The sequence below is a fragment of the Asaia bogorensis NBRC 16594 genome, assembly GCF_001547995.1.
Lineage (GTDB): Bacteria > Pseudomonadota > Alphaproteobacteria > Acetobacterales > Acetobacteraceae > Asaia > Asaia bogorensis.
In genome coordinates this window covers 1,912,964-1,930,475 of the sequence record NZ_AP014690.1, presented here as the reverse complement: position 1 = coordinate 1,930,475, position 17,512 = coordinate 1,912,964, and the positions used below count along the sequence as shown (strand labels likewise).

Below are 17,512 nucleotides of genomic sequence, written 5' to 3'. Positions count from 1 at the left end.
ATCTGTCTCGTTTTAACGGTGAGCCCTAGTTTCGGTTCGCCTCGTCGATTTCGGCTTCTGCGGCCAGCCAGCGTTCCTCTGCCGCCTGCTCCTCAAGGCGCAACGCGGCCAGCCTTGTGTTCAGCTTCGTGATTTCAGCGGTATCGCTTTTTGCATAGAGTGCCGGGTCGGCTAGACGCGTCTCGATTTTCTGACGCTCCTTGCCAAGCTGTTCCAGCAAATGCTCGGCGGCTTTCGCTTCCTTGCGCAGGGGCGCCAGAGCCTTTCGCTGTTCCGCACGGTCGCGACGCTGATCCTTCCTGCCGGCGCTGTCCGGCTCGCTCTCCACCCGGCTGTCGCTGGCAGCCTTGCGTGCCCGTTCGATCAGCCAGCTGCGATAGCCGTCCATATCGTCATCGAACGGCGTGATTGTTCCCTCATCGACAAGCCAGAGACGATCAGCGACGGATTCCACCAGATGAGAATCATGGCTGATCAACACGACAGCACCTTCGAAATCGCAAAGGGCGCGAATTAGTGCGTCGCGGGCATCAAGATCCAGATGGTTGGTCGGTTCGTCCAACAGCAGGAGGTGAGGGGCGTTGCGCGTGGCGAGGGCAAGGAGGAGACGCGCTTTCTCACCGCCGGACAGGTCGCCCACCCGGGACTCGGCCTTGCCGGCATCGAGGCCGAACCGGTCGAGCTGCGCGCGTACGGCGACGGGCGTCGCGTCAGGCATGGCGCGGCTCATATGGTCGATGGGTGTATCGCCCAGCACGAGCTCGTCACCCTGATGCTGGGCGAAATAGCCGATGCGAAGCCTTGGAGAATGGTTGACGCGGCCTGAGATGGGATCAAGACGCCCTGCCAGCAATTTGGCAAAGGTCGATTTGCCTTTGCCGTTCTGGCCCAGAAGCGCGATGCGATCATCAAGATCGAGGCGGCAGGAGAGGTTGGACAAGACAGCGCGCCCGTCATAGCCAACGCTGACATTTTCCAGCGACAGCATGGGCGGGGGAAGAGGCGTGGGCTCCGGGAAGGAAAAGCGGGTGGGACTGTCCTCCACAACAGAGTCGATCTGGGGCAGACGCGCCAATGCCTTGAGGCGGGCCTGAGCCTGTCGGGCCTTGGTGGCTTTGGCCCGGAAGCGATCGACGAAAGACTGCATATGCGCACGTTGCGCCGCAAGGCGTTCGGCTGCCCTGTTCTGCTGCAGGGCCTGCTCGGTGCGTATGCGGATGAACTCGTTATACCCGCCAGGGGTGAGGCTCAGCTTGCCCTTGTCCAGATGGGCGATGGAATCGACTACGCTATCGAGCAGGGAGCGATCATGGCTCACGACGATCGCCGCGCCCGAGAAGGTCTTGAGCCAGTTTTCGAGCCAGATGGTCGCCTCGATATCGAGATGGTTCGTGGGCTCGTCCAGCAACAGCAGATCGGGGTTCAGGAACAGGGCTGTGGCCAGCGCCACGCGCATGCGCCAGCCACCCGAGAATGACGAGACCGGGCGTTGCTGGGCTGCATGATCGAAACCAAGCCCTGACAGGATGCTTGCTGCGCGGGCCGGGGCCGTATGAGCATCGATGACAAGCAGACGCTCATGGATATCGGCAAGGCGAGAGGGATCATGGGCCGCTTCGGCCTCGTGCAGCAGGCGCGCGCGTTCAAGATCGCCAGCCAGAACCGTGTCGATAAGGGAGGCATCCCCCTCAGGCGTCTCCTGCTTGACGCGCCCCATGCTGGCCCGGTTGGAGAGCTGTATCGTGCCCCCATCGGGGTGCAGATCACCGGCAATGGCAGCAAGCAGCGTCGATTTGCCGGCGCCATTCCGGCCGACCAGCCCCACCTTGCGCCCCGGGTCGATACTGAGTGAGGCATTGTCGAGCAGGACGCGACCGGCAATGCGCAGGGTCAGGTCGGTGATGGTCAGCAGGCTCACAGTTTCTTCCCGGGCAATATGGAGGCGTTTTGATGCCAAGCGGACTATCAGGAAGTCTTGTTTTGCTCTAGGGGAAGGGCGTTCACCGCTTTTCTTTTTTAATGCAGGAGATGCCTCATGGCCCTGGAACGCACCCTTTCGATCATCAAGCCCGACGCAACCCGCCGCAACCTGACCGGCAAGATCAATGCCGTGTTCGAAGGCGCTGGCCTGCGCATCGTCGCCCAGAAGCGCATCAAGCTGACCGAAGACCAGGCCAAGGCCTTCTACGCTGTGCACGCCGAGCGTCCGTTCTATGGCAGCCTCGTTGCTTCCATGCTCTCCGAGCCGGTCGTCGTGCAGGTGCTGCAGGGCGACAACGCTGTGGCACATCATCGCGAAGTCATGGGCGCAACCAACCCGGCCCAGGCTGCCGAAGGCACCGTGCGCAAGCTCTATGCCGAGAGCATCGAAGCCAACTCGGTGCATGGTTCGGACAGCCTCGAAAATGCAAAGAACGAAATCTCGTTCTTCTTTGCCGAGACGGAAATCCTGCCGTAAGGCAGTCTGCACCAAGGCAGGTAGAGAAGGCGGCTTTTTAGCCGCCTTTTTTTTGACTTTCTGCTGGGTTGGAAAGCGTGGTCAGGCGGTATGACTGCGTCGTTCCCCCGCAAAATATGCTCATGTTATCCGGCCACGATCTTCACGCCGCTGATGGCGGCTATTAACGCTTTGTAGAACAATAACCTCAATAATCTGACAAACTACGCCCGATTTGATAAATCACGCAGATGGCAAAGTGATAAGAAACTTGAGGTTACGTAATCACATAGAAATTACGCAAAGTAGAGAATTCGATGGCAGTGATAAGCATAAATAAAGATGATGAATCTACCGACAAAATCTCGATATATTCCGACAACATCATTCAATTTCCAGCTAAATCGACGCCTTTGGAAGCAAAGCCGCTAGAGATCGTCGATCCTGATATTTGTATCTACACGCAGGATGGCCGAAAGCTGGACAAGCTTGGGCTGGCGGCGGATGAGTGTTGCTACATCCTTCCCCCAGGCGTTCAGGTGATTTGCCTCAAGCGTGAGGAAAGAGACTCCGTGACGTCCGAGGACGGTGTTGTGCTGCCGGAGACGATTCCAGTGCGTGTTATCCTGTCCGAGAGCGATGCGGTAACGGAAATTGATATGGTCAATGCGGGGAATACCGCGTCGACGTCCAAGCCGACAGAGGTCATGCATTGGATCGACCCTGGTCATACGCTCTTTCTCGCCCGGCAATCACCGGATCATGTGGCGATGATCTCCCTGCGGCTCACCGTATCAGAGCCGTCAGCCAAAAGTGATCCGGTCGAAGATGTGCAGGAGCAGGATGATCAGCGCGAGATCTGAGACGGCGCGCCAGGGTCATCGAGATGTCGTTGCCCGATCTGTGACGAGGCGGAACAGGCGTCCATCGATAGCGGCCAGGCCTGCGCCAATCAGGCAGAGCCCGGCCAGAGCATACCAGCCGGGGTGCTCGCCCAGAAAGAGTATCCCGAGCATCAGCGCCATGATGGGGAGCAGGAACGTGACGAGCGAGAGATTTGTGGCGCCGGAGGTGGCAAGGAGTTTGAAATAGAGGATAAACGCGCCAGCCGTACTGAGCAATGCGATGCCTGCAAAGGCCCCCCATACGGTTGCTGAGAGTGGAGGAAGCGTCCACGGGTGATCGACCAGCATGGAAAGGGGCAGGATCAGGATCGTGCTGGCGGTGAGCTGCCCGGTGGCGATCTGTAAAGCCGGTAAACCGCGGAATTTTCGTCCATATACGCCTCCAAACCCGTAGCTCAGCGCGGCGCCAAGGCAGGCCAGTTCTCCGGCAAGCGAGCTTTGCAATCCACCTCCTGCCAAGGCAGGCGCGATCAGCGTGCCAACTCCGCAGAAGCCCAGAACGATGCCGGCAACTTTGTCCAAACGCATCTTTTCGTCATGGGTCAGAAAATGCGCGACGATAATGGTGAAAACCGGCGTTGTGGCGTTCAGAATTGCCGCCAGACCGCTGGAGATGCGCGTTTCGCCGAATGCGATGGCCGAAAAGGGTATGACGTTATTAAGCAGTCCGAGCACGAAAAGCCGTAACCAGAGGGTACGATCCAGCGGCAGGGTCGTGCGGCGGACGACCAGAAGAAGATTGAGCGCCAAGGCCGCCAACCCGACCCGCCCCAGAACGACACTGAAGGGCGGTACGGCAGAAACGAGGATCTTGAAGAAGAAGAATGAGCCGCCCCAGAGGAGAGCAAGGATCAACAGAAGCGACCATTCCTTTGGCCCCATATGGTTCTGGTGTTGCTTCTGCACGGATCGTCCCCCTCTCCAGGTCGTCTGAGTTGTCTTTTGGCACAGGTGCGGGGCAGCCGCACCCTCTATGAGAGGGATGTCTTCCGCGCGAGTGCCGATGGCGGCAGAGACCCGGTCTTCTCTGGCGTCATGGGGAGGCCTATTTAGACCAGGGGTGCGTAACCAATGGATCCAATAAGCAGACTAGGGCCGCGTATTTGTATCCTCGGCCCTTCCAATAGCGGGAAATCCACGCTTGCACTGCGCCTGGGCACGGCGTTTGATCTCCCCGTGGTTCATCTGGACCTCCTGCGATATCAGTATGGCAGTTTCAGCACATTAAGGCCGCTTGACGCTTTTCACACCGATCACACACGGGCAATTTCGGATGACCGCTGGGTGATCGAGGGGAATTACTCCTCCTGCATGGAAGATCGTCTGGCACGAGCGACCGGGTTGATCCTGCTGGACGCGTCAACCTGCCTCAGCCTGTATCGGTACCTGCGTCGCTGTGCACGTCCCGGCCAGCGTATAGGAGGGTTTGCGCGCGACACCTGCGAGCCCATCAGTGTCGCGATGCTCAGCCATATCGTCGGGCCGACGAGATTGAACAGGCGGCGCTACCGAACGATCTACGCCCGGTCGCGCCTGCCAAAATGCTTCCTCCCGACACCTCGTGCCGTCAATGAGTTCTGCCGGCACGCGGGACTGTGAGGAGGCGTAATGACGGCATCTGAAGTGGCACCGCCTATGTCAGCTTGTTTTTTCTATCAGGCTTCACCACGCCCGGTTCACGTGTGATCAACAGGGCGTCTGGTGGATAGCGGATTGTTCTCCGGGCGGCTCGCTCTGTAGGCGGGGCCAGCCATCATGGTTTCCTCAATCTTCTCAAGGGAGACCCCTCTTGTCTCGGGGATATACCGCAACACGAAGACCATCGACCCGAGGCAGAGCGTCGCAAAAAGCCACATGGAAAAGGCACCGTGAAAAGCCTCGTTCAGGGCATGGTTGCCTGCCAGCATGGGAAAGCCTTGCGCCACCACGAAATTCATCACCCAGTTTGAAGCGACGGCGAGGCTCATGCCAATCGAGCGGATACGGTTCGGGAAGATTTCCGAAACGAGAATCCATGCGACAGGCCCCCAGGAAAGGCCAAACATGGCCATGTAAAAGAGAAGGCCGAACAGGGCGAGAAGTCCGGAATCCTGTCTGTAGAGGGCGACGGACGACACCAGAAGGCCAATGGTCATGCCGAGCGACCCCCACAGGATCAGCGGACGTCTTCCCTTGCGATCGACAATCCAGGCACCGATCATGCCCCCAACGAGATTGGCCACCCCGATCCAGATGGTCTGGAACAGGGCATTTTGAAGGCTGCCGCTTGTCGTGCTCAGGAGCATCGGTGCGTAATACACAACAATATTGATACCGGTGAATTGCTGCAGGCCTGCGACCATGGCGCCCGCGAAGACGATCCATCTGGCGCGGCGGTCGCGCAGCACCGTCATGAGCGCAGGTCCCTGGCGGGTATGCCGCGTCATGGACTCCCGTATCTCAGCGATGAGCGAGCGCGCATGGGCCTCGTTTGATATCCGGCTCAGCGTCTTGAGGGCATGGGACTCGCGCCCACGGATCATGTGCCAGCGTGGAGATTCCGGAATGAGGAAAATGGTTGCGCAGAAAACGAGGCACGGAACAATCTCCGAGCCAAGCATCCAGCGCCAGCCCATTTCCTCAAGCCAGGCAGTGCTCGCACGGGCAGCGATCAGATAATTGACGACATAAACGATCAGCGCGCCCAGAACGATGGCAAACTGCTCCATCGACAAGGCCCGACCGCGCATGTCCTTTGGCGATACCTCAGACATGTACATGGGCGACACCGCAGAAGCGATGCCGACAGCCAGCCCACCCAGGATCCGGTAGATGATAAACTGGGTGAAATCAGGCGCAAGGGCTGCACCCACCGACTGCACGGAAAACAGGATGGCGCAGATGAACAGGGCCATCCGGCGCCCGAGCGTGTGAGCGAGCCACCCCGATCCGAAGGCCCCGATGATACAGCCCAGTATCACGCTGGAGACAGCCCAGCCGGTTGCGGCGTCACTCAAATGGAAATGGGCCCGTATCGGCCCGATGGCCCCCGATATGACGGAGGTATCGTAACCAAAGAGAATACCGCCCAACGCTGCTACCGCGCAGATGCGAAGCACATAGGAAACATCATGGCGCTCGGACGTGACGCCGACGAGTGACTGGATCCGTCTCATGCGCGTCCTCCGTTTGTCGAGAAAGCGGTCTCGATTGCGGACGCGCGACGGGTCTCGCAGGAGCGACGATGCAAGGCAGGGGAGGGAAACGAAGGAATGATCATAGGGCGACCCCAAGATGACATTAAGTTAACGTCCGAAGCCTAGCCATGCGTCTGCGGAAGCGAATGCGAATTCCGATGGTTTCACATCAAGGACGGACTGTGACCCTGTCACTGCCCGGGACAGGATCGGCACAGGATCACCGGGGCAATTTCTACCCGGTGAGGATGACTGATCTGTCAGGAGGAGATGTGCATCATGCGCACCGCGTTGCATGGTATTACGAGTTTCCACTCGAACTTGTTGACTGATATCCGTCTCGCGCATGAAGCGGGGTTTGACGATATGGAAATTTTCTATCCGAAACTTGCCCGTTATCTTTCCTGCGGCGGTACTATCGATACCGTGCGAGGCATGGTGCGCGATGCCGGGATGGGCATAAGCCATGTGAGCGCGCTCGATCACATCGAGCGTCACGATGCGACCGGACGCGCAGCTCTGATGGAGGAAGCGGTAAAGATCACGCGCGAGGCACATGATCTGGGCGCACCAACAGTCATGGTTCTTCCGCGCAACGGTGCCGACCATCTGTCAGAGTCGGAGATCATGGACATCATGACGCACAATATCGCTGCCATTGCCGCGATCGGGGCCGATTGGGGTGTGCGATACATGATCGAGTTGCCGGCCTTCACCCGTTTCCGGACCTTGACCCAGGCCAAAGAGGTTATCGCCCGTGTGGGGGCCGCCAATGTGGGGGTGGTTGTCGATTTCTGGCATTTCCACGGGTCGGGGGCGGTGCCTGCCGATCTCGATTCGCTCGACCCTGCGAGGATCTTCGGTGTGCATTTCTGCGATGGGCGCCTTCCGTGTCCCGGCGAGGCTTGGGACGAGACCGTGCTGCGTGACTGCATGCCGGGGGACGGGGAAATCGACCTTCCGGGATGGTGCGACGCCGTAAGGCGCAGCGGCTATGTCGGGCCATGGTCGGTGGAACTGATCAGCCCGGCGCTATGGGAGTGCGACCCGGCTTTTCTGCTGCCGCGCCTTCAAGGCGTGCTGCGTGATCATATGACGACTGGTTAAGCCGGGGCAGGCCGGCTGCGCAGGCCATGGGGCCACCGACATGATCTGGCCTCGATGCAGCCGAGATGCTAGGAGCGCCTTATCAGGATCGTTCCGCAGAGAGAGTAATGCAGGCAGACCGCAATCAGGCAGGTATCGTCACAGCAACCGCACTGCCGCTTGGCACCTGCCGGGTTGCCGTCCTCATTCCCTGCTACAACGAGGAAGTAACCATAGCTGGCGTTGTGCGCGACATGCGGGATGCCCTGCCAGACGCCTCCATCTATGTTTATGACAATAACTCCAGCGATCGAACCGTCGAACTGGCGAGAGAAGCCGGTGCCATCGTTCGACGTGAGCGCTTGCAGGGCAAGGGCCATGTCATAAGGCGCATGTTTGCGGATATCGAAGCCGATTTTTATGTGCTGATCGACGGCGATGGCACTTATGAGGCGGCTGCGGCCCCGCAGATGGTGCGTATGGCGCTCGAAAACGGACATGATACCGTGATGGGCGTGCGTGTTCATGAAGCGGTTGCCGCCTACCGTCCTGGCCATGTGCTGGGCAACAAGGTACTGACCGGTCTGGTCGTGAGCCTGTTTGGTCGGGGTCAGTCTGACATGCTTTCGGGCTATCGCGTCTTCAGCCGCCGCTTCGTCAAATCCTTCCCGGCGCTTTCGTCGGGCTTTGAGACCGAGACCGAATTCACGGTGCACACCCTTCAACTCAATATGTCGATGGGTGAAGTCTCGACGCGCTATATCGAGCGGCCGGAGGGGTCGTTTTCGAAGCTGAATACCTACCGCGACGGCTTTCGTATTCTTGGCACGATCGTCAACCTGCTCAAGCAGGAACGCCCGTTTCTGTTTTTCGGCGCGATCGGCCTGTTCCTCGCTGTGGTTGGCGGCTTGATCGGGCTTCGCTCGGTACTCGACTTCATCGAGACTCACACGGTGCCGCATCTGCCATCTGCCGTACTGGCCACCGGGTTCGAGCTTCTTGCAGCGCTATCGCTGGTTTGCGGGCTCATTCTTAACAGTGTCGCGCTGGGTCGGCAGGAGAACAAGCGTCTGGCCTATCTGGCGCTTCAGGCTCCACCCTGCGTGGGTTTCTGACAGGGCGCGCTGGCGGCTGTTACCAGCCCGGTCGCTTCCGGGCCATCATTGCGTTTTCCCCGGGGGGATGAAGTCTTGCTTTCCACTCTGCGATCGGCCTTGGCGCTTTCGCCTGTGCGCGTATTCATGTTCTTCGCCTCCATGATGGGGCTCGCCTGCATCCTGCTTATTCCACCCGGGCAGATGCCGGATGAGCGTAATCATTTCGCGCGAATCGTTCAGATCGCCCAAGGCGGGTTTGTTGGCATCAAGCTCGACGCGGCTCAGGCCGGGGGCTATCTGCCTGCCAATTTTCCCTCTGAGGCAGAATTGCTGAACAGCCTGCGCTTCCATGCCGAAACCAAGGTGGACATGAACGAGCTTTCAGCGCTTGCCGCCCGTCCATGGGATCATCGCCAGAACTGGGCCTCTTTCGGCAATACGGTCATTTACGCTCCTATCACCTATCTGCCGGGCGCGGTCGTCACCTTTATCGGTCGCCATACGCGGGCGACGATCATCCAGACCAGCATCATGGTGCATGTGATCAACGCGGTGATCAGCATTGCTCTGTGCACGCTCGCTATCGCGCTGGCCCGCCGCGGGGTGCTCTATCTGATGCTGCTCGCGAGCCTGCCCATGGTGATGGCGCTCGATGCGTCATGCTCGCAGGATGGTCTGATCTTTGCGCTCGCCCTGCTTACGGCTTCGCTGCTTACTCGGATCAATGCGCTTAATCCGGGATCAACGCGCTTCTGGATTGGTATCGCCTGTCTTTTCGCCGTTCTGACGGTTAGCAAGCCCCCTCTGCTGCTATGCAGCCTTATCCCGCTTGGCCTGTTCCCGGCGCGGGAATGGCTGGGTGCGGGGCGCCGCAAATATCTGGCGGTGGCCCCTTTCGTGGCCAGCATTGTGGCGTTTCTGATCTGGCAACATTTCGGCATGACCCCGACCAAAGTGCAGTTCCTCGATGGGTCAGGCACGTCGGATAGTGGTCAGGTGCACTGGGTACTCACCCATCCTCTCTCGCTGCCGATGCTCGCCTATAAGACGCTCAAGGTGAATCTCGGTCACAACATTCATGAGTTCATCGGGGTGCTTGGTTGGCTGGATACACTGTTTCCGGCCTGGTTCTATCGCCTTGTCTATGTGACGATTCTCGCTACGCTCTGCTTTTGCGCCTATCCCGCGGTCAGAAATCGGGCTTTGGCACAAAACGGCAGAACGGTTCTTGTGACGGTGCTTGCGATGCTGCTTGCAGTCGGCGCTGTCTACTTCTCGCTTTATGTGATCTGGACCCCGGTAGGTGCGCCCATCATCGATGGCGTTCAGGGTCGTTACTTCCTGCCGATTGCGCCCTTTCTGGCTCTATTGTTTCCCCTCATGCCAAGAGCAGGCCAGCTTTCCCCGTCGGAAAGCACACAGCGCTGGGCCATGCTAGGTATGACCGCTTTCCTGTGCTTTGACCTTGTAACGCTCACAAGCGTTCTGGCCGCACGCTTCTGGTAAGGGAGCGTCCTGCTCCCCGGGCCTAAGGTGCTCAATAAAAAAAGCCCGGCTTGACAGGGCTTTTTTGTCGCAGGAAGGTGCCTTATCGGGCTTTCAGAAACGCTGCGAGCGCTTCGGGGTAGAGGCGATGCTCTTGCTCCAGAACGCGTGCCGCAAGCGCGGAGGGTGTATCGCCCGGCAGGACCGGCACCTCGGCCTGGCCCAGCACCGGGCCTTCATCCACACCATCGGTAACCAGATGGACCGTGCAGCCATGACGGGTATCCCCCGCCGCCAGGGCGCGCTCATGCGTATCCAGACCGGGATAGGCCGGCAGCAGGCTTGGATGGATGTTGAGCATGCGGCCGGCCCATCGCCCAACGAGATAAGGGGTCAGGACGCGCATGTAGCCCGCAAGGCAGATCACTTCGATTCCTGCCTTTTCGAGACAGGCCTCAATGGCCTTCTCGTGTCCTTCGCGGTCTTTCGGGAAAAGACGGTGATCGATCGCAACAGCTTCAAGGCCTGCGTTTCGTGCCGTCTCGAGCCCCGCTGCATCCGGGTTATTGCTCAGCACAAGGGCAATGCGCGCCGGATAATCCGGTCGCGCACAGGCCTCGATCAGGGCATTCATGTTGCTGCCGCGCCCCGAGATGAAAACCGCAATAGGGGTTTTATGGACAGCCATTGCCTCGCTCATAGGGCAAAATCAACCTGGCCATCCAGTGCATAGCGTGGGCCATTGGCGGTAACGTCACCAATGCGATAGCCCTTTTCACCTCGGGCTTCGAGCATGGCCAGAACCTTCTCGGGCTCGGGCGTGATCAGAACCATGCCGATGCCGCAATTGAATACCTTGAGCATTTCGTCATGCGCGACATTGCCCGTGGTGGCCAGCCAGCGAAAGACAGGGGGCACGGGCCAGGTATCGGCTTCGATCTGTACGCCCAGCCCCTCTGGCAGGACGCGCGGCAGGTTCCCGGGCAGGCCACCACCGGTGATGTGCGCACAGCCATGCAGCAACCCGGCATGATGCAGGGCCATGACCGTTCGCACATAAAGCGCGGTGGGGCGCAGCAGCGCTTCGGCGAGCGTGCTGCCCGGCTCGAAGGGGGCTTCGCTGTTCCATTGCAGACCACTCATGGCCTTGATGCTGCGTACCAGCGAATAGCCGTTGGAATGAACGCCGGTGGAGGGGAGGGCGATCAATGTGTCGCCTTCGGTGATGCCGGCGGGAAGCAGGGCGGAACGCTCGGCTGCGCCAACGCTGAAGCCAGCAAGATCGTAATGTCCGGAGTCATACATGCCGGGCATTTCGGCCGTTTCACCGCCGACCAGTGCGCAATCCGTATCGCGGCAGGCCTGAGCAATGCCCTTCACGACACGGGCAGCATCTTCGACAGCCAGTTTGCCAGTTGCCAGATAATCAAGAAAGAAAAGCGGCTGAGCGCCCTGCACCACAAGATCATTCACACACATGGCCACCAGATCGACGCCGACCGTATCATGCTGACCGCTCTCGATGGCGACCATGAGCTTTGTGCCCACACCATCGGTGCAGCTGACAAGGATCGGGTCGGTGAAGCCGGCGGCCTTGAGGTCGAACAGCGCGCCGAATCCGCCCAGACCACCCATTGTGCCCGGCCGGTCGGTCGATTTCGCTGCGGGCTTGATCGCCTCGACCAGCGCATCACCGGCCTCGATATCGACGCCGGAATCGCGATAGCTTGCTGAAGGGGAAATCGGATCGGTCATGCTGTCGCCTCGCTCGAAAAACCTGGCCGGTTGCGTTAGTATCTGCCCTTCTAATGGAGCCGACCCGGCTCGGAAAGGACCGGAACGGCTATTGAATGGACAAAGAAGCGGGAATTGACGGATTGGCGCCGGGCAACGCCGCCGCGCAACTCGCGCTGGCGCTGCGGCCGCCTGCAAGCGTTGCAGCCCGTCACTTCATTCCGTCGGCTTCCAACGCACAGGCGCGCCACTGGCTGAACCAGACCGGCTGGCCCGATCGCAGGCTGCTGCTCTGCGGTGACGACAGCTGTGGCAAGTCGCATCTTCTGCATATCTGGGCGGCAAGGCGTCAGGCGCGCGTTGTGGATGCGGCGACGCTGGATATGACGCAGGTGGTTGAGATCGCGGGGGCAGCCCACACCACGCTGGCGCTCGATCATCTGGAGCGTGTGACGTCCGAGCGTGCCCTGCTGCATCTGCTCAATCTGGCGCGTGAACAACGCACGACCCTGCTCATCGCTTCGCGTTATGCGCCTGTCCGTCTGCCCATCGTTCTGCCTGATCTGGCAAGCCGCTTGCGGGCCATTACGGTGGTGCCGCTTCTGTCGCCTGAGGATTCCCTGCGTTTTGCCCTGCTTCTGCGCCTGATTGCAGAGCGTCAGATGATTGTCTCCAAGCCGATTCTCGATTGGCTCATGCAGCATCTGCCGCGCACCTGCGATGCGATTGTGAGCGCGGTAGACCGGCTCGATCAGGCTGGGCTTGCTCATAACAGGCCACTCACGCGGGTCCTTGCACGACAGGCCCTGTCGGGACTGCTGGATGAGCCAGCCCCCGGCGAACGCTGAACCTGACCGCTCAGGCCATCACCGGGCCGGAACGTTTTATGATGATTGGGTTAAGGGGTTTGACGCGCGCTGCTCACGGGCCGATGTTGTTACTTCTCATTGGACAGAAACAGGAAACGTAGCGCGTGACGTCGTCTTCGGAAAAGGACTCAAAGCCCGCCCCCTCCAAGGCACCACGCGCCACACGAGCGAAAGCTCCAAGGGCGACGCGCGCCACGCGTGCCGTAGCCCGTATTCCCGACCCCGGAATCGTGACCTCACCGACGCGGTTCATCAACCGTGAATTATCCTGGCTCGATTTCAACCAGCGCGTGATCGAGGAGGCGGAAAACAGCCGCCACCCGTTACTGGAGCGTCTGCGCTTTCTGTCGATCAGTGCCAGCAATCTGGATGAATTCTATTCAGTGCGTGTGGCAGGGCTTGTTGGTCAGGTGCGCGAGGGACTGGTCGCCCCCTCGGCTGATGGTTTGACGCCAGCGCGGCAGCTAACGAGCGTGCGCCGCAGCGCGGCAAAGCTCTTTGCGGCACAGCAGCGCATCTGGCGCCTGTTGCGCGGTGAACTGGCGCAGGCGGGGCTTCGCTTGTGCACACGTGAGGAACTGACAGACGCCGAGCGCGAGAGCATCGCTGCCAAGTTCGAGAACGAGATCTATCCTGTTCTGACGCCGCTCGCCATCGACCCGTCGCACCCCATGCCGTTCATTCCGAATCTTGGAATGGCGTTGGCACTACGCCTCAATGACCCGACGATCCCGGGGTTCTCGATGGATGCGCTCATTCTGCTGCCCCAGCAGATCGACCGTTTCATCCGACTGCCCGCGCCGCACAAGGAGGAGCCGGATATCCGCCCCGATGTGCGCTTCGTGGCGCTGGAGGATGTCATCCGGCTGCATATCACACGCCTCTTTCCCGGGATGGAAATTGCCGAGGGCGGGGTGCTGCGTATCATCCGCGATTCGGATGTCGAGTTCGAGGACGAAGCCGAGGATCTGGTGCTGTCCTACGAGACAGCGCTCAAGCAGCGTCGCCGTGGTGTGGGCATCCATCTTGCCCTCGACGCCTCCATACCGGAAAGCATGGGGCGTGAGTTCGCTGAAGAACTCGACGTGGCACGTGACGATGTGGTGGTTCAGCCCGATATCATCGGTGTGGTCGATCTCAAGCAGATGATCGTATCTGATCGCCCTGACCTGCTGTTCAAACCCTATACGCCGCGCTTCCCTGAGCGAATCCGCGATTATGACGGCGATTGCTTCGCAGCGATCCGCGCCAAGGATATCGTGGTGCATCATCCCTTCGAGAGCTTCGATGTGGTGGTGCAGTTTCTTAAACAGGCAGCGCTTGACCCCAACGTGGTGGCAATCAAGCAGACGCTTTATCGCACCTCGCGTGACAGCCCCATTGTGCGGGCGCTGATCGAGGCCGCCGAGCTGGGCAAGTCGGTCACGGCGATGGTCGAGTTGCGGGCGCGCTTTGACGAGGAAGCCAATATACGCCTCGCGCGGTCGCTCGAATCGGCAGGCGTACAGGTGGTGTTCGGCTTCACCCATCTCAAGACGCACGCCAAGCTCAGTCTCGTTGTCAGGCGAGAGGCTGGTGGCCTGAGGTCCTACGCCCATTTCGGTACGGGCAATTATCATCCGATCACGGCGCGTATCTATACGGATCTCTCCTTTTTCACCTGCGATCCCCAGCTCGCGAGCGATTCGGCCAAGCTGTTCAACTACATGACGGGTTATGCGACCCCGGTGGATATGGAGGCGCTCGCTTTTGCCCCCATCACGCTGCGTGACACCCTCATGGACCTGATCGAGGGGGAGATCGCTCATGCCAAGGCCGGACGCCCTGCCAAGATCTGGCTGAAGATGAATTCACTGGTCGACCCGGCCCTGATCGATGCGCTCTACCGGGCTTCACGCGCCGGGGTGAGGGTGGTCGGAATCATCCGGGGTATCTGCTGCCTGCGCCCCGGTGTGCCGGGCCTTTCGGAAAATATCGAGATCCGTTCGATCGTCGGTCGGTTTCTGGAGCACGCGCGTATCTTCGCGTTTGGCAATGGTCATCGGATGCCGTCGCACAAGGCCAAGGTCTTTATTTCCTCGGCTGACTGGATGGGGCGAAACATGGATCGTCGTGTCGAGGCGATGGTGCCGATCTTCAATTCGACCGTCCATGCCCAGATCCTGGGTCAGATCATGACCATGGATTTACGTGACACACTTCAAAGCTGGGTGCTTTCCTCGCGTGGGGATTGGCATCGCGTATCTCCGGGGGCTAATCCCTTCTCGGCGCATGAATATTTCATGCATAACCCTTCGCTCTCCGGGCGTGGCTCGGCAGCGAGGGAGAAACCGCAGGATAAGGATGCGGGCCGTCGTGAACGGCCCGAGCGTATCCGCGAAGATTGAGGAAGAGGGTAGAGTGACGGGTACTGACGCGCCAAAGGGCCATCATCGCGCCGCCATCGTCGATCTGGGATCGAATTCGGTCCGGCTGGTCGTGTTCGAGGGCGTCACCCGTAATCCGATCCCTATCTTCAATGAGAAAGCCACGCTCCGTCTGGGGCGCGGGCTTGAGCAGACGGGCCGCCTGAATGAGGAGGGGCTGAGACTCGCACGCGATGTCATGACCCGCTTCAATGCCATCGCACGCGCAATGGACGCCCACCCTTTCGAGGTGCTGGCGACGGCTGCCGTTCGCGATGCCAGCAATGGGCGCGAATTTGTCGAGACGCTGCACGAGTGCATGCCCGACGTGCCGATCCGTATCCTCTCGGGTGAGGAGGAAGCGGATTACGCAGCGACCGGCGTGCTCTGTGGTTTGCCGGATGCAGATGGCGTTGTCGCTGACATTGGCGGTGGCTCACTTGAACTGATCCGTGTGGCAGGGGGGCGGCATCATGAGGCCTGCACCAAGCCGCTTGGGGTGATACGCCTGTCTGACCGTTCTGGCGGCGACCTCAAACGTGCGCGTGAGGTGGTGGAAGCCGATCTTGATGATGTGGCGTGGTTGCCTGCCCTGAAAGGAAAGCCGCTCTATCTGGTTGGCGGCGCCTTCCGCGCCCTGGCCCGGTTGCAGATTGCCCGCACGCATTACCCGCTCAATATCGTTCATCTCTATACGCTGGGTGCCGATGAGGCGCGCGAGATGGTGACGTGGCTGATCGATACCCCGCGCAAGATGCTGGAGAAAGTACCCGGCTTCCCGCGCAAGCGTCTGGACGATGTCCCGTTTTCCGCAACCGTCCTGCGGCGCCTGATGCGTATCGTGCAGCCATCACAGATCATTTTCAGCGTCGATGGCCTGCGGGAGGGCTGGTATATGCGCAAGGTCGGGCAGGAGGTTGCTGCACTCGACCCCTGTCGGGCGCTGGCTGATGAGACCGCGCACCGTCTGAGCCGCAGCATGGAACTGCCCGATGATCTCGTGCGCTGGACGGAGCCCTTGTTCCAGCATGAAACGCCGTCCGAAACGGCATTGCGCGACATGGCCTGCCGTATGTCCGACATCGGTTCGTTCGATCACCCCGAATATCGCGCTGCCCAGACCTATCTGCGCATCATGCGCATGCATGGTGTTGGCTTCGACCATCAGTCACGCGCCTTCGTCGCCCTGACACTGGCGGTCCGTTACGAGGCTGACCCGGCCGATCCCCTTATGGAAGTCTCGCGGCGTCTGCTCTCACCCGATGATTGCGACCGCGCCGTGCAGCTCGGCTTTGCGCTTCGCCTTGCCTATACGATCTGCGGTGGTACGTCGGCGCTTCTCAAGAATACCTCGCTCTCGATCGAGGACGGGATTCTCTGGCTGAGCCATAACGAGCAGAGCAGCTTTGCTGCGGGCGGCGGGGTCAAGCGTCGCCTTGAGCGACTGGGCCAGAGCATGGCTCTCTCAGCAGCCACCCGCTCGTGCTGAAATCGTTCCTTCTCCTGACCGTTGCGGTGCTGACTGGAATCAGCCCTGCTCTTGCCTCACCTCCAGGGCTGGTCATTCACAAGGACCATGATCCAGACGTACTCTGGAAACTTGTGCATGGTCGTTGCGCTCGCGGGCTCAAACCTTGCACGGTCTACGATGAGACCCATGGCTTTGCGCTGCTCCACTCCATAGAAGGTCGAGGGCAGTATCTGCTGATTCCTACGGAGAAAGTAACAGGCATGGAGAGTGCCGTACTCCTGCGACCTGAACAGCCAAATTATTTCGCCGAAGCTTGGGCATATCGCGAGCGTGTCGGGCAAGATTACCATCGCTCGATCCCGGAGAGCGAGCTCTCTCTTGCGATCAATTCCGCTCACGGGCGCTCGCAGAACCAACTCCATATCCATCTCGACTGTATCGATGTCAGAATGCGCGCTCTGCTGGATCGCAACACGGCATCCATTGGCCCCTCGTGGTCATATCTTCCAGAGAGTTTCAACAATCACCATTACCGTGCGCTCTATCTCGCCACGATGAATGGTTCGCCTTTCCGTATCCTGGCGGCAAACCTTGCCCATCCTGAGGAGGAAATGGGGAATCACACGCTCATCGTGACCCCCCTAGGAACTGGCTATGTCTTGCTCGACGATGTTGTGGGTGGTGACGACCGTGCGTCCGGTGAGGAAATTCAGGATCATCGGTGTCAGGGGCGCGGTAACTAAATGATTACCCGGCGTCCCTGACCGATAGATGGGTTAGCATATCTCAGACGAGGCGAGATCTTTTCTGCCCCGACACCATGGCGGGGACGACCAAGAGTGCCTTC

15 protein-coding genes are annotated in these 17,512 nt (G+C 59.8%); 10 read left to right on the top strand and 5 right to left on the bottom strand.

Annotated features, from left to right (window positions below; genetic code table 11):
• Nucleotides 1-25: 25 nt before the first annotated feature.
• On the bottom strand, nt 26-1,918 hold the full coding sequence (locus tag Asbog_RS08640) for an ABC-F family ATP-binding cassette domain-containing protein (RefSeq protein ID WP_062165816.1): 1,893 nt from the start codon (nt 1,916-1,918) through the stop codon (nt 26-28).
• Between the two features lie 117 nt (nt 1,919-2,035).
• Between Asbog_RS08640 and ndk the strand changes: the two genes are divergently transcribed.
• Together ndk and Asbog_RS08630 are read left to right on the top strand one after the other, a co-directional pair.
• On the top strand, nt 2,036-2,458 hold the full coding sequence (ndk, locus tag Asbog_RS08635; protein WP_023978403.1) for a nucleoside-diphosphate kinase: 423 nt from the start codon (nt 2,036-2,038) through the stop codon (nt 2,456-2,458).
• A 296-nt stretch (nt 2,459-2,754) separates the two neighbouring features.
• Nucleotides 2,755-3,300, top strand: coding sequence for a hypothetical protein (locus tag Asbog_RS08630; RefSeq protein ID WP_062164818.1), 546 nt, complete (start codon nt 2,755-2,757; stop codon nt 3,298-3,300).
• Nucleotides 3,301-3,315: 15 nt separating this feature from the next.
• On the opposite strand, the gene Asbog_RS08625 is transcribed toward Asbog_RS08630, so the two are convergent.
• Nucleotides 3,316-4,248: a DMT family transporter gene (locus tag Asbog_RS08625; protein WP_231944548.1), complete on the bottom strand. Its 933-nt coding sequence runs from the start codon at nt 4,246-4,248 to the stop codon at nt 3,316-3,318.
• A gap of 270 nt (nt 4,249-4,518) precedes the next feature.
• Here Asbog_RS08625 and Asbog_RS14265 point away from each other — a divergent pair, with 270 nt between their 5' ends.
• Nucleotides 4,519-4,941, top strand: coding sequence for a P-loop NTPase family protein (locus Asbog_RS14265; RefSeq protein WP_197669036.1), 423 nt, complete (start codon nt 4,519-4,521; stop codon nt 4,939-4,941).
• 77 nt (nt 4,942-5,018) lie between these two features.
• Here Asbog_RS14265 and Asbog_RS08620 read toward each other — a convergent pair whose 3' ends face one another.
• Nucleotides 5,019-6,497, bottom strand: a complete 1,479-nt coding sequence (locus Asbog_RS08620; RefSeq protein WP_062164816.1) for a sugar porter family MFS transporter — start codon at nt 6,495-6,497, stop codon at nt 5,019-5,021.
• 300 nt (nt 6,498-6,797) lie between these two features.
• Between Asbog_RS08620 and Asbog_RS08615 the strand changes: the two genes are divergently transcribed.
• The 3 genes from Asbog_RS08615 to Asbog_RS08605 all read left to right on the top strand — a co-directional run bounded on the left by Asbog_RS08615 (nt 6,798) and on the right by Asbog_RS08605 (nt 10,207).
• Nucleotides 6,798-7,625, top strand: coding sequence for a sugar phosphate isomerase/epimerase family protein (locus tag Asbog_RS08615; protein ID WP_062165814.1), 828 nt, complete (start codon nt 6,798-6,800; stop codon nt 7,623-7,625).
• Nucleotides 7,626-7,732: 107 nt separating this feature from the next.
• A complete protein-coding gene (locus Asbog_RS08610; protein ID WP_083510799.1) occupies nt 7,733-8,719 on the top strand; it encodes a glycosyltransferase in 987 nt (328 codons plus the stop codon).
• Between the two features lie 75 nt (nt 8,720-8,794).
• Nucleotides 8,795-10,207 carry a DUF2142 domain-containing protein gene (locus Asbog_RS08605; protein WP_146926383.1) on the top strand — a complete coding sequence of 471 codons (1,413 nt, stop codon included), beginning with the start codon at nt 8,795-8,797 and terminating at the stop codon, nt 10,205-10,207.
• A gap of 82 nt (nt 10,208-10,289) precedes the next feature.
• Here the strand turns inward: Asbog_RS08605 and purN are convergent, their stop codons facing one another.
• Together purN and purM are read right to left on the bottom strand one after the other, a co-directional pair.
• Nucleotides 10,290-10,874, bottom strand: a complete 585-nt coding sequence (gene purN, locus Asbog_RS08600) for a phosphoribosylglycinamide formyltransferase (RefSeq protein WP_062165810.1) — start codon at nt 10,872-10,874, stop codon at nt 10,290-10,292.
• Between the two features lie 8 nt (nt 10,875-10,882).
• Complete coding sequence (gene purM, locus Asbog_RS08595) at nt 10,883-11,941, bottom strand: phosphoribosylformylglycinamidine cyclo-ligase (protein WP_062164814.1); 1,059 nt, start codon at nt 11,939-11,941, stop codon at nt 10,883-10,885.
• A 95-nt stretch (nt 11,942-12,036) separates the two neighbouring features.
• On the opposite strand from purM, the gene Asbog_RS08590 reads away from it, so the two are divergent.
• From Asbog_RS08590 to Asbog_RS08575, 4 genes are all read left to right on the top strand, one after another.
• Nucleotides 12,037-12,768: a DnaA/Hda family protein gene (locus Asbog_RS08590; RefSeq protein ID WP_062164813.1), complete on the top strand. Its 732-nt coding sequence runs from the start codon at nt 12,037-12,039 to the stop codon at nt 12,766-12,768.
• A 233-nt stretch (nt 12,769-13,001) separates the two neighbouring features.
• Nucleotides 13,002-15,176: an RNA degradosome polyphosphate kinase gene (locus Asbog_RS08585; RefSeq protein ID WP_231944704.1), complete on the top strand. Its 2,175-nt coding sequence runs from the start codon at nt 13,002-13,004 to the stop codon at nt 15,174-15,176.
• Nucleotides 15,133-16,683 carry a Ppx/GppA phosphatase family protein gene (locus Asbog_RS08580; protein WP_083510798.1) on the top strand — a complete coding sequence of 517 codons (1,551 nt, stop codon included), beginning with the start codon at nt 15,133-15,135 and terminating at the stop codon, nt 16,681-16,683. Before Asbog_RS08585 ends, Asbog_RS08580 begins: the two co-directional genes overlap by 44 nt.
• Nucleotides 16,677-17,408: a CDP-diacylglycerol diphosphatase gene (locus Asbog_RS08575; RefSeq protein ID WP_062164812.1), complete on the top strand. Its 732-nt coding sequence runs from the start codon at nt 16,677-16,679 to the stop codon at nt 17,406-17,408. Before Asbog_RS08580 ends, Asbog_RS08575 begins: the two co-directional genes overlap by 7 nt.
• Nucleotides 17,409-17,512 lie beyond the last annotated feature (104 nt).

Excerpts from the sequence above, each read along its gene's own strand:
- ndk (WP_023978403.1), top strand. The coding sequence starts at position 2,036 with ATGGCCCTGGAACGCACCCTTTCGATCATCAAGCCCGACGCAACCCGC.
- purM (WP_062164814.1), bottom strand. The coding sequence starts at position 11,941 with ATGACCGATCCGATTTCCCCTTCAGCAAGCTATCGCGATTCCGGCGTC.
- Asbog_RS08630 (WP_062164818.1), top strand. The coding sequence starts at position 2,755 with ATGGCAGTGATAAGCATAAATAAAGATGATGAATCTACCGACAAAATC.
- Asbog_RS08610 (WP_083510799.1), top strand. The coding sequence starts at position 7,733 with ATGCAGGCAGACCGCAATCAGGCAGGTATCGTCACAGCAACCGCACTG.
- Asbog_RS08590 (WP_062164813.1), top strand. The coding sequence starts at position 12,037 with ATGGACAAAGAAGCGGGAATTGACGGATTGGCGCCGGGCAACGCCGCC.
- Asbog_RS08580 (WP_083510798.1), top strand. The coding sequence starts at position 15,133 with ATGCGGGCCGTCGTGAACGGCCCGAGCGTATCCGCGAAGATTGAGGAA.
- Asbog_RS08615 (WP_062165814.1), top strand. The coding sequence starts at position 6,798 with ATGCGCACCGCGTTGCATGGTATTACGAGTTTCCACTCGAACTTGTTG.
- purN (WP_062165810.1), bottom strand. The coding sequence starts at position 10,874 with ATGGCTGTCCATAAAACCCCTATTGCGGTTTTCATCTCGGGGCGCGGC.
- Asbog_RS08620 (WP_062164816.1), bottom strand. The coding sequence starts at position 6,497 with ATGAGACGGATCCAGTCACTCGTCGGCGTCACGTCCGAGCGCCATGAT.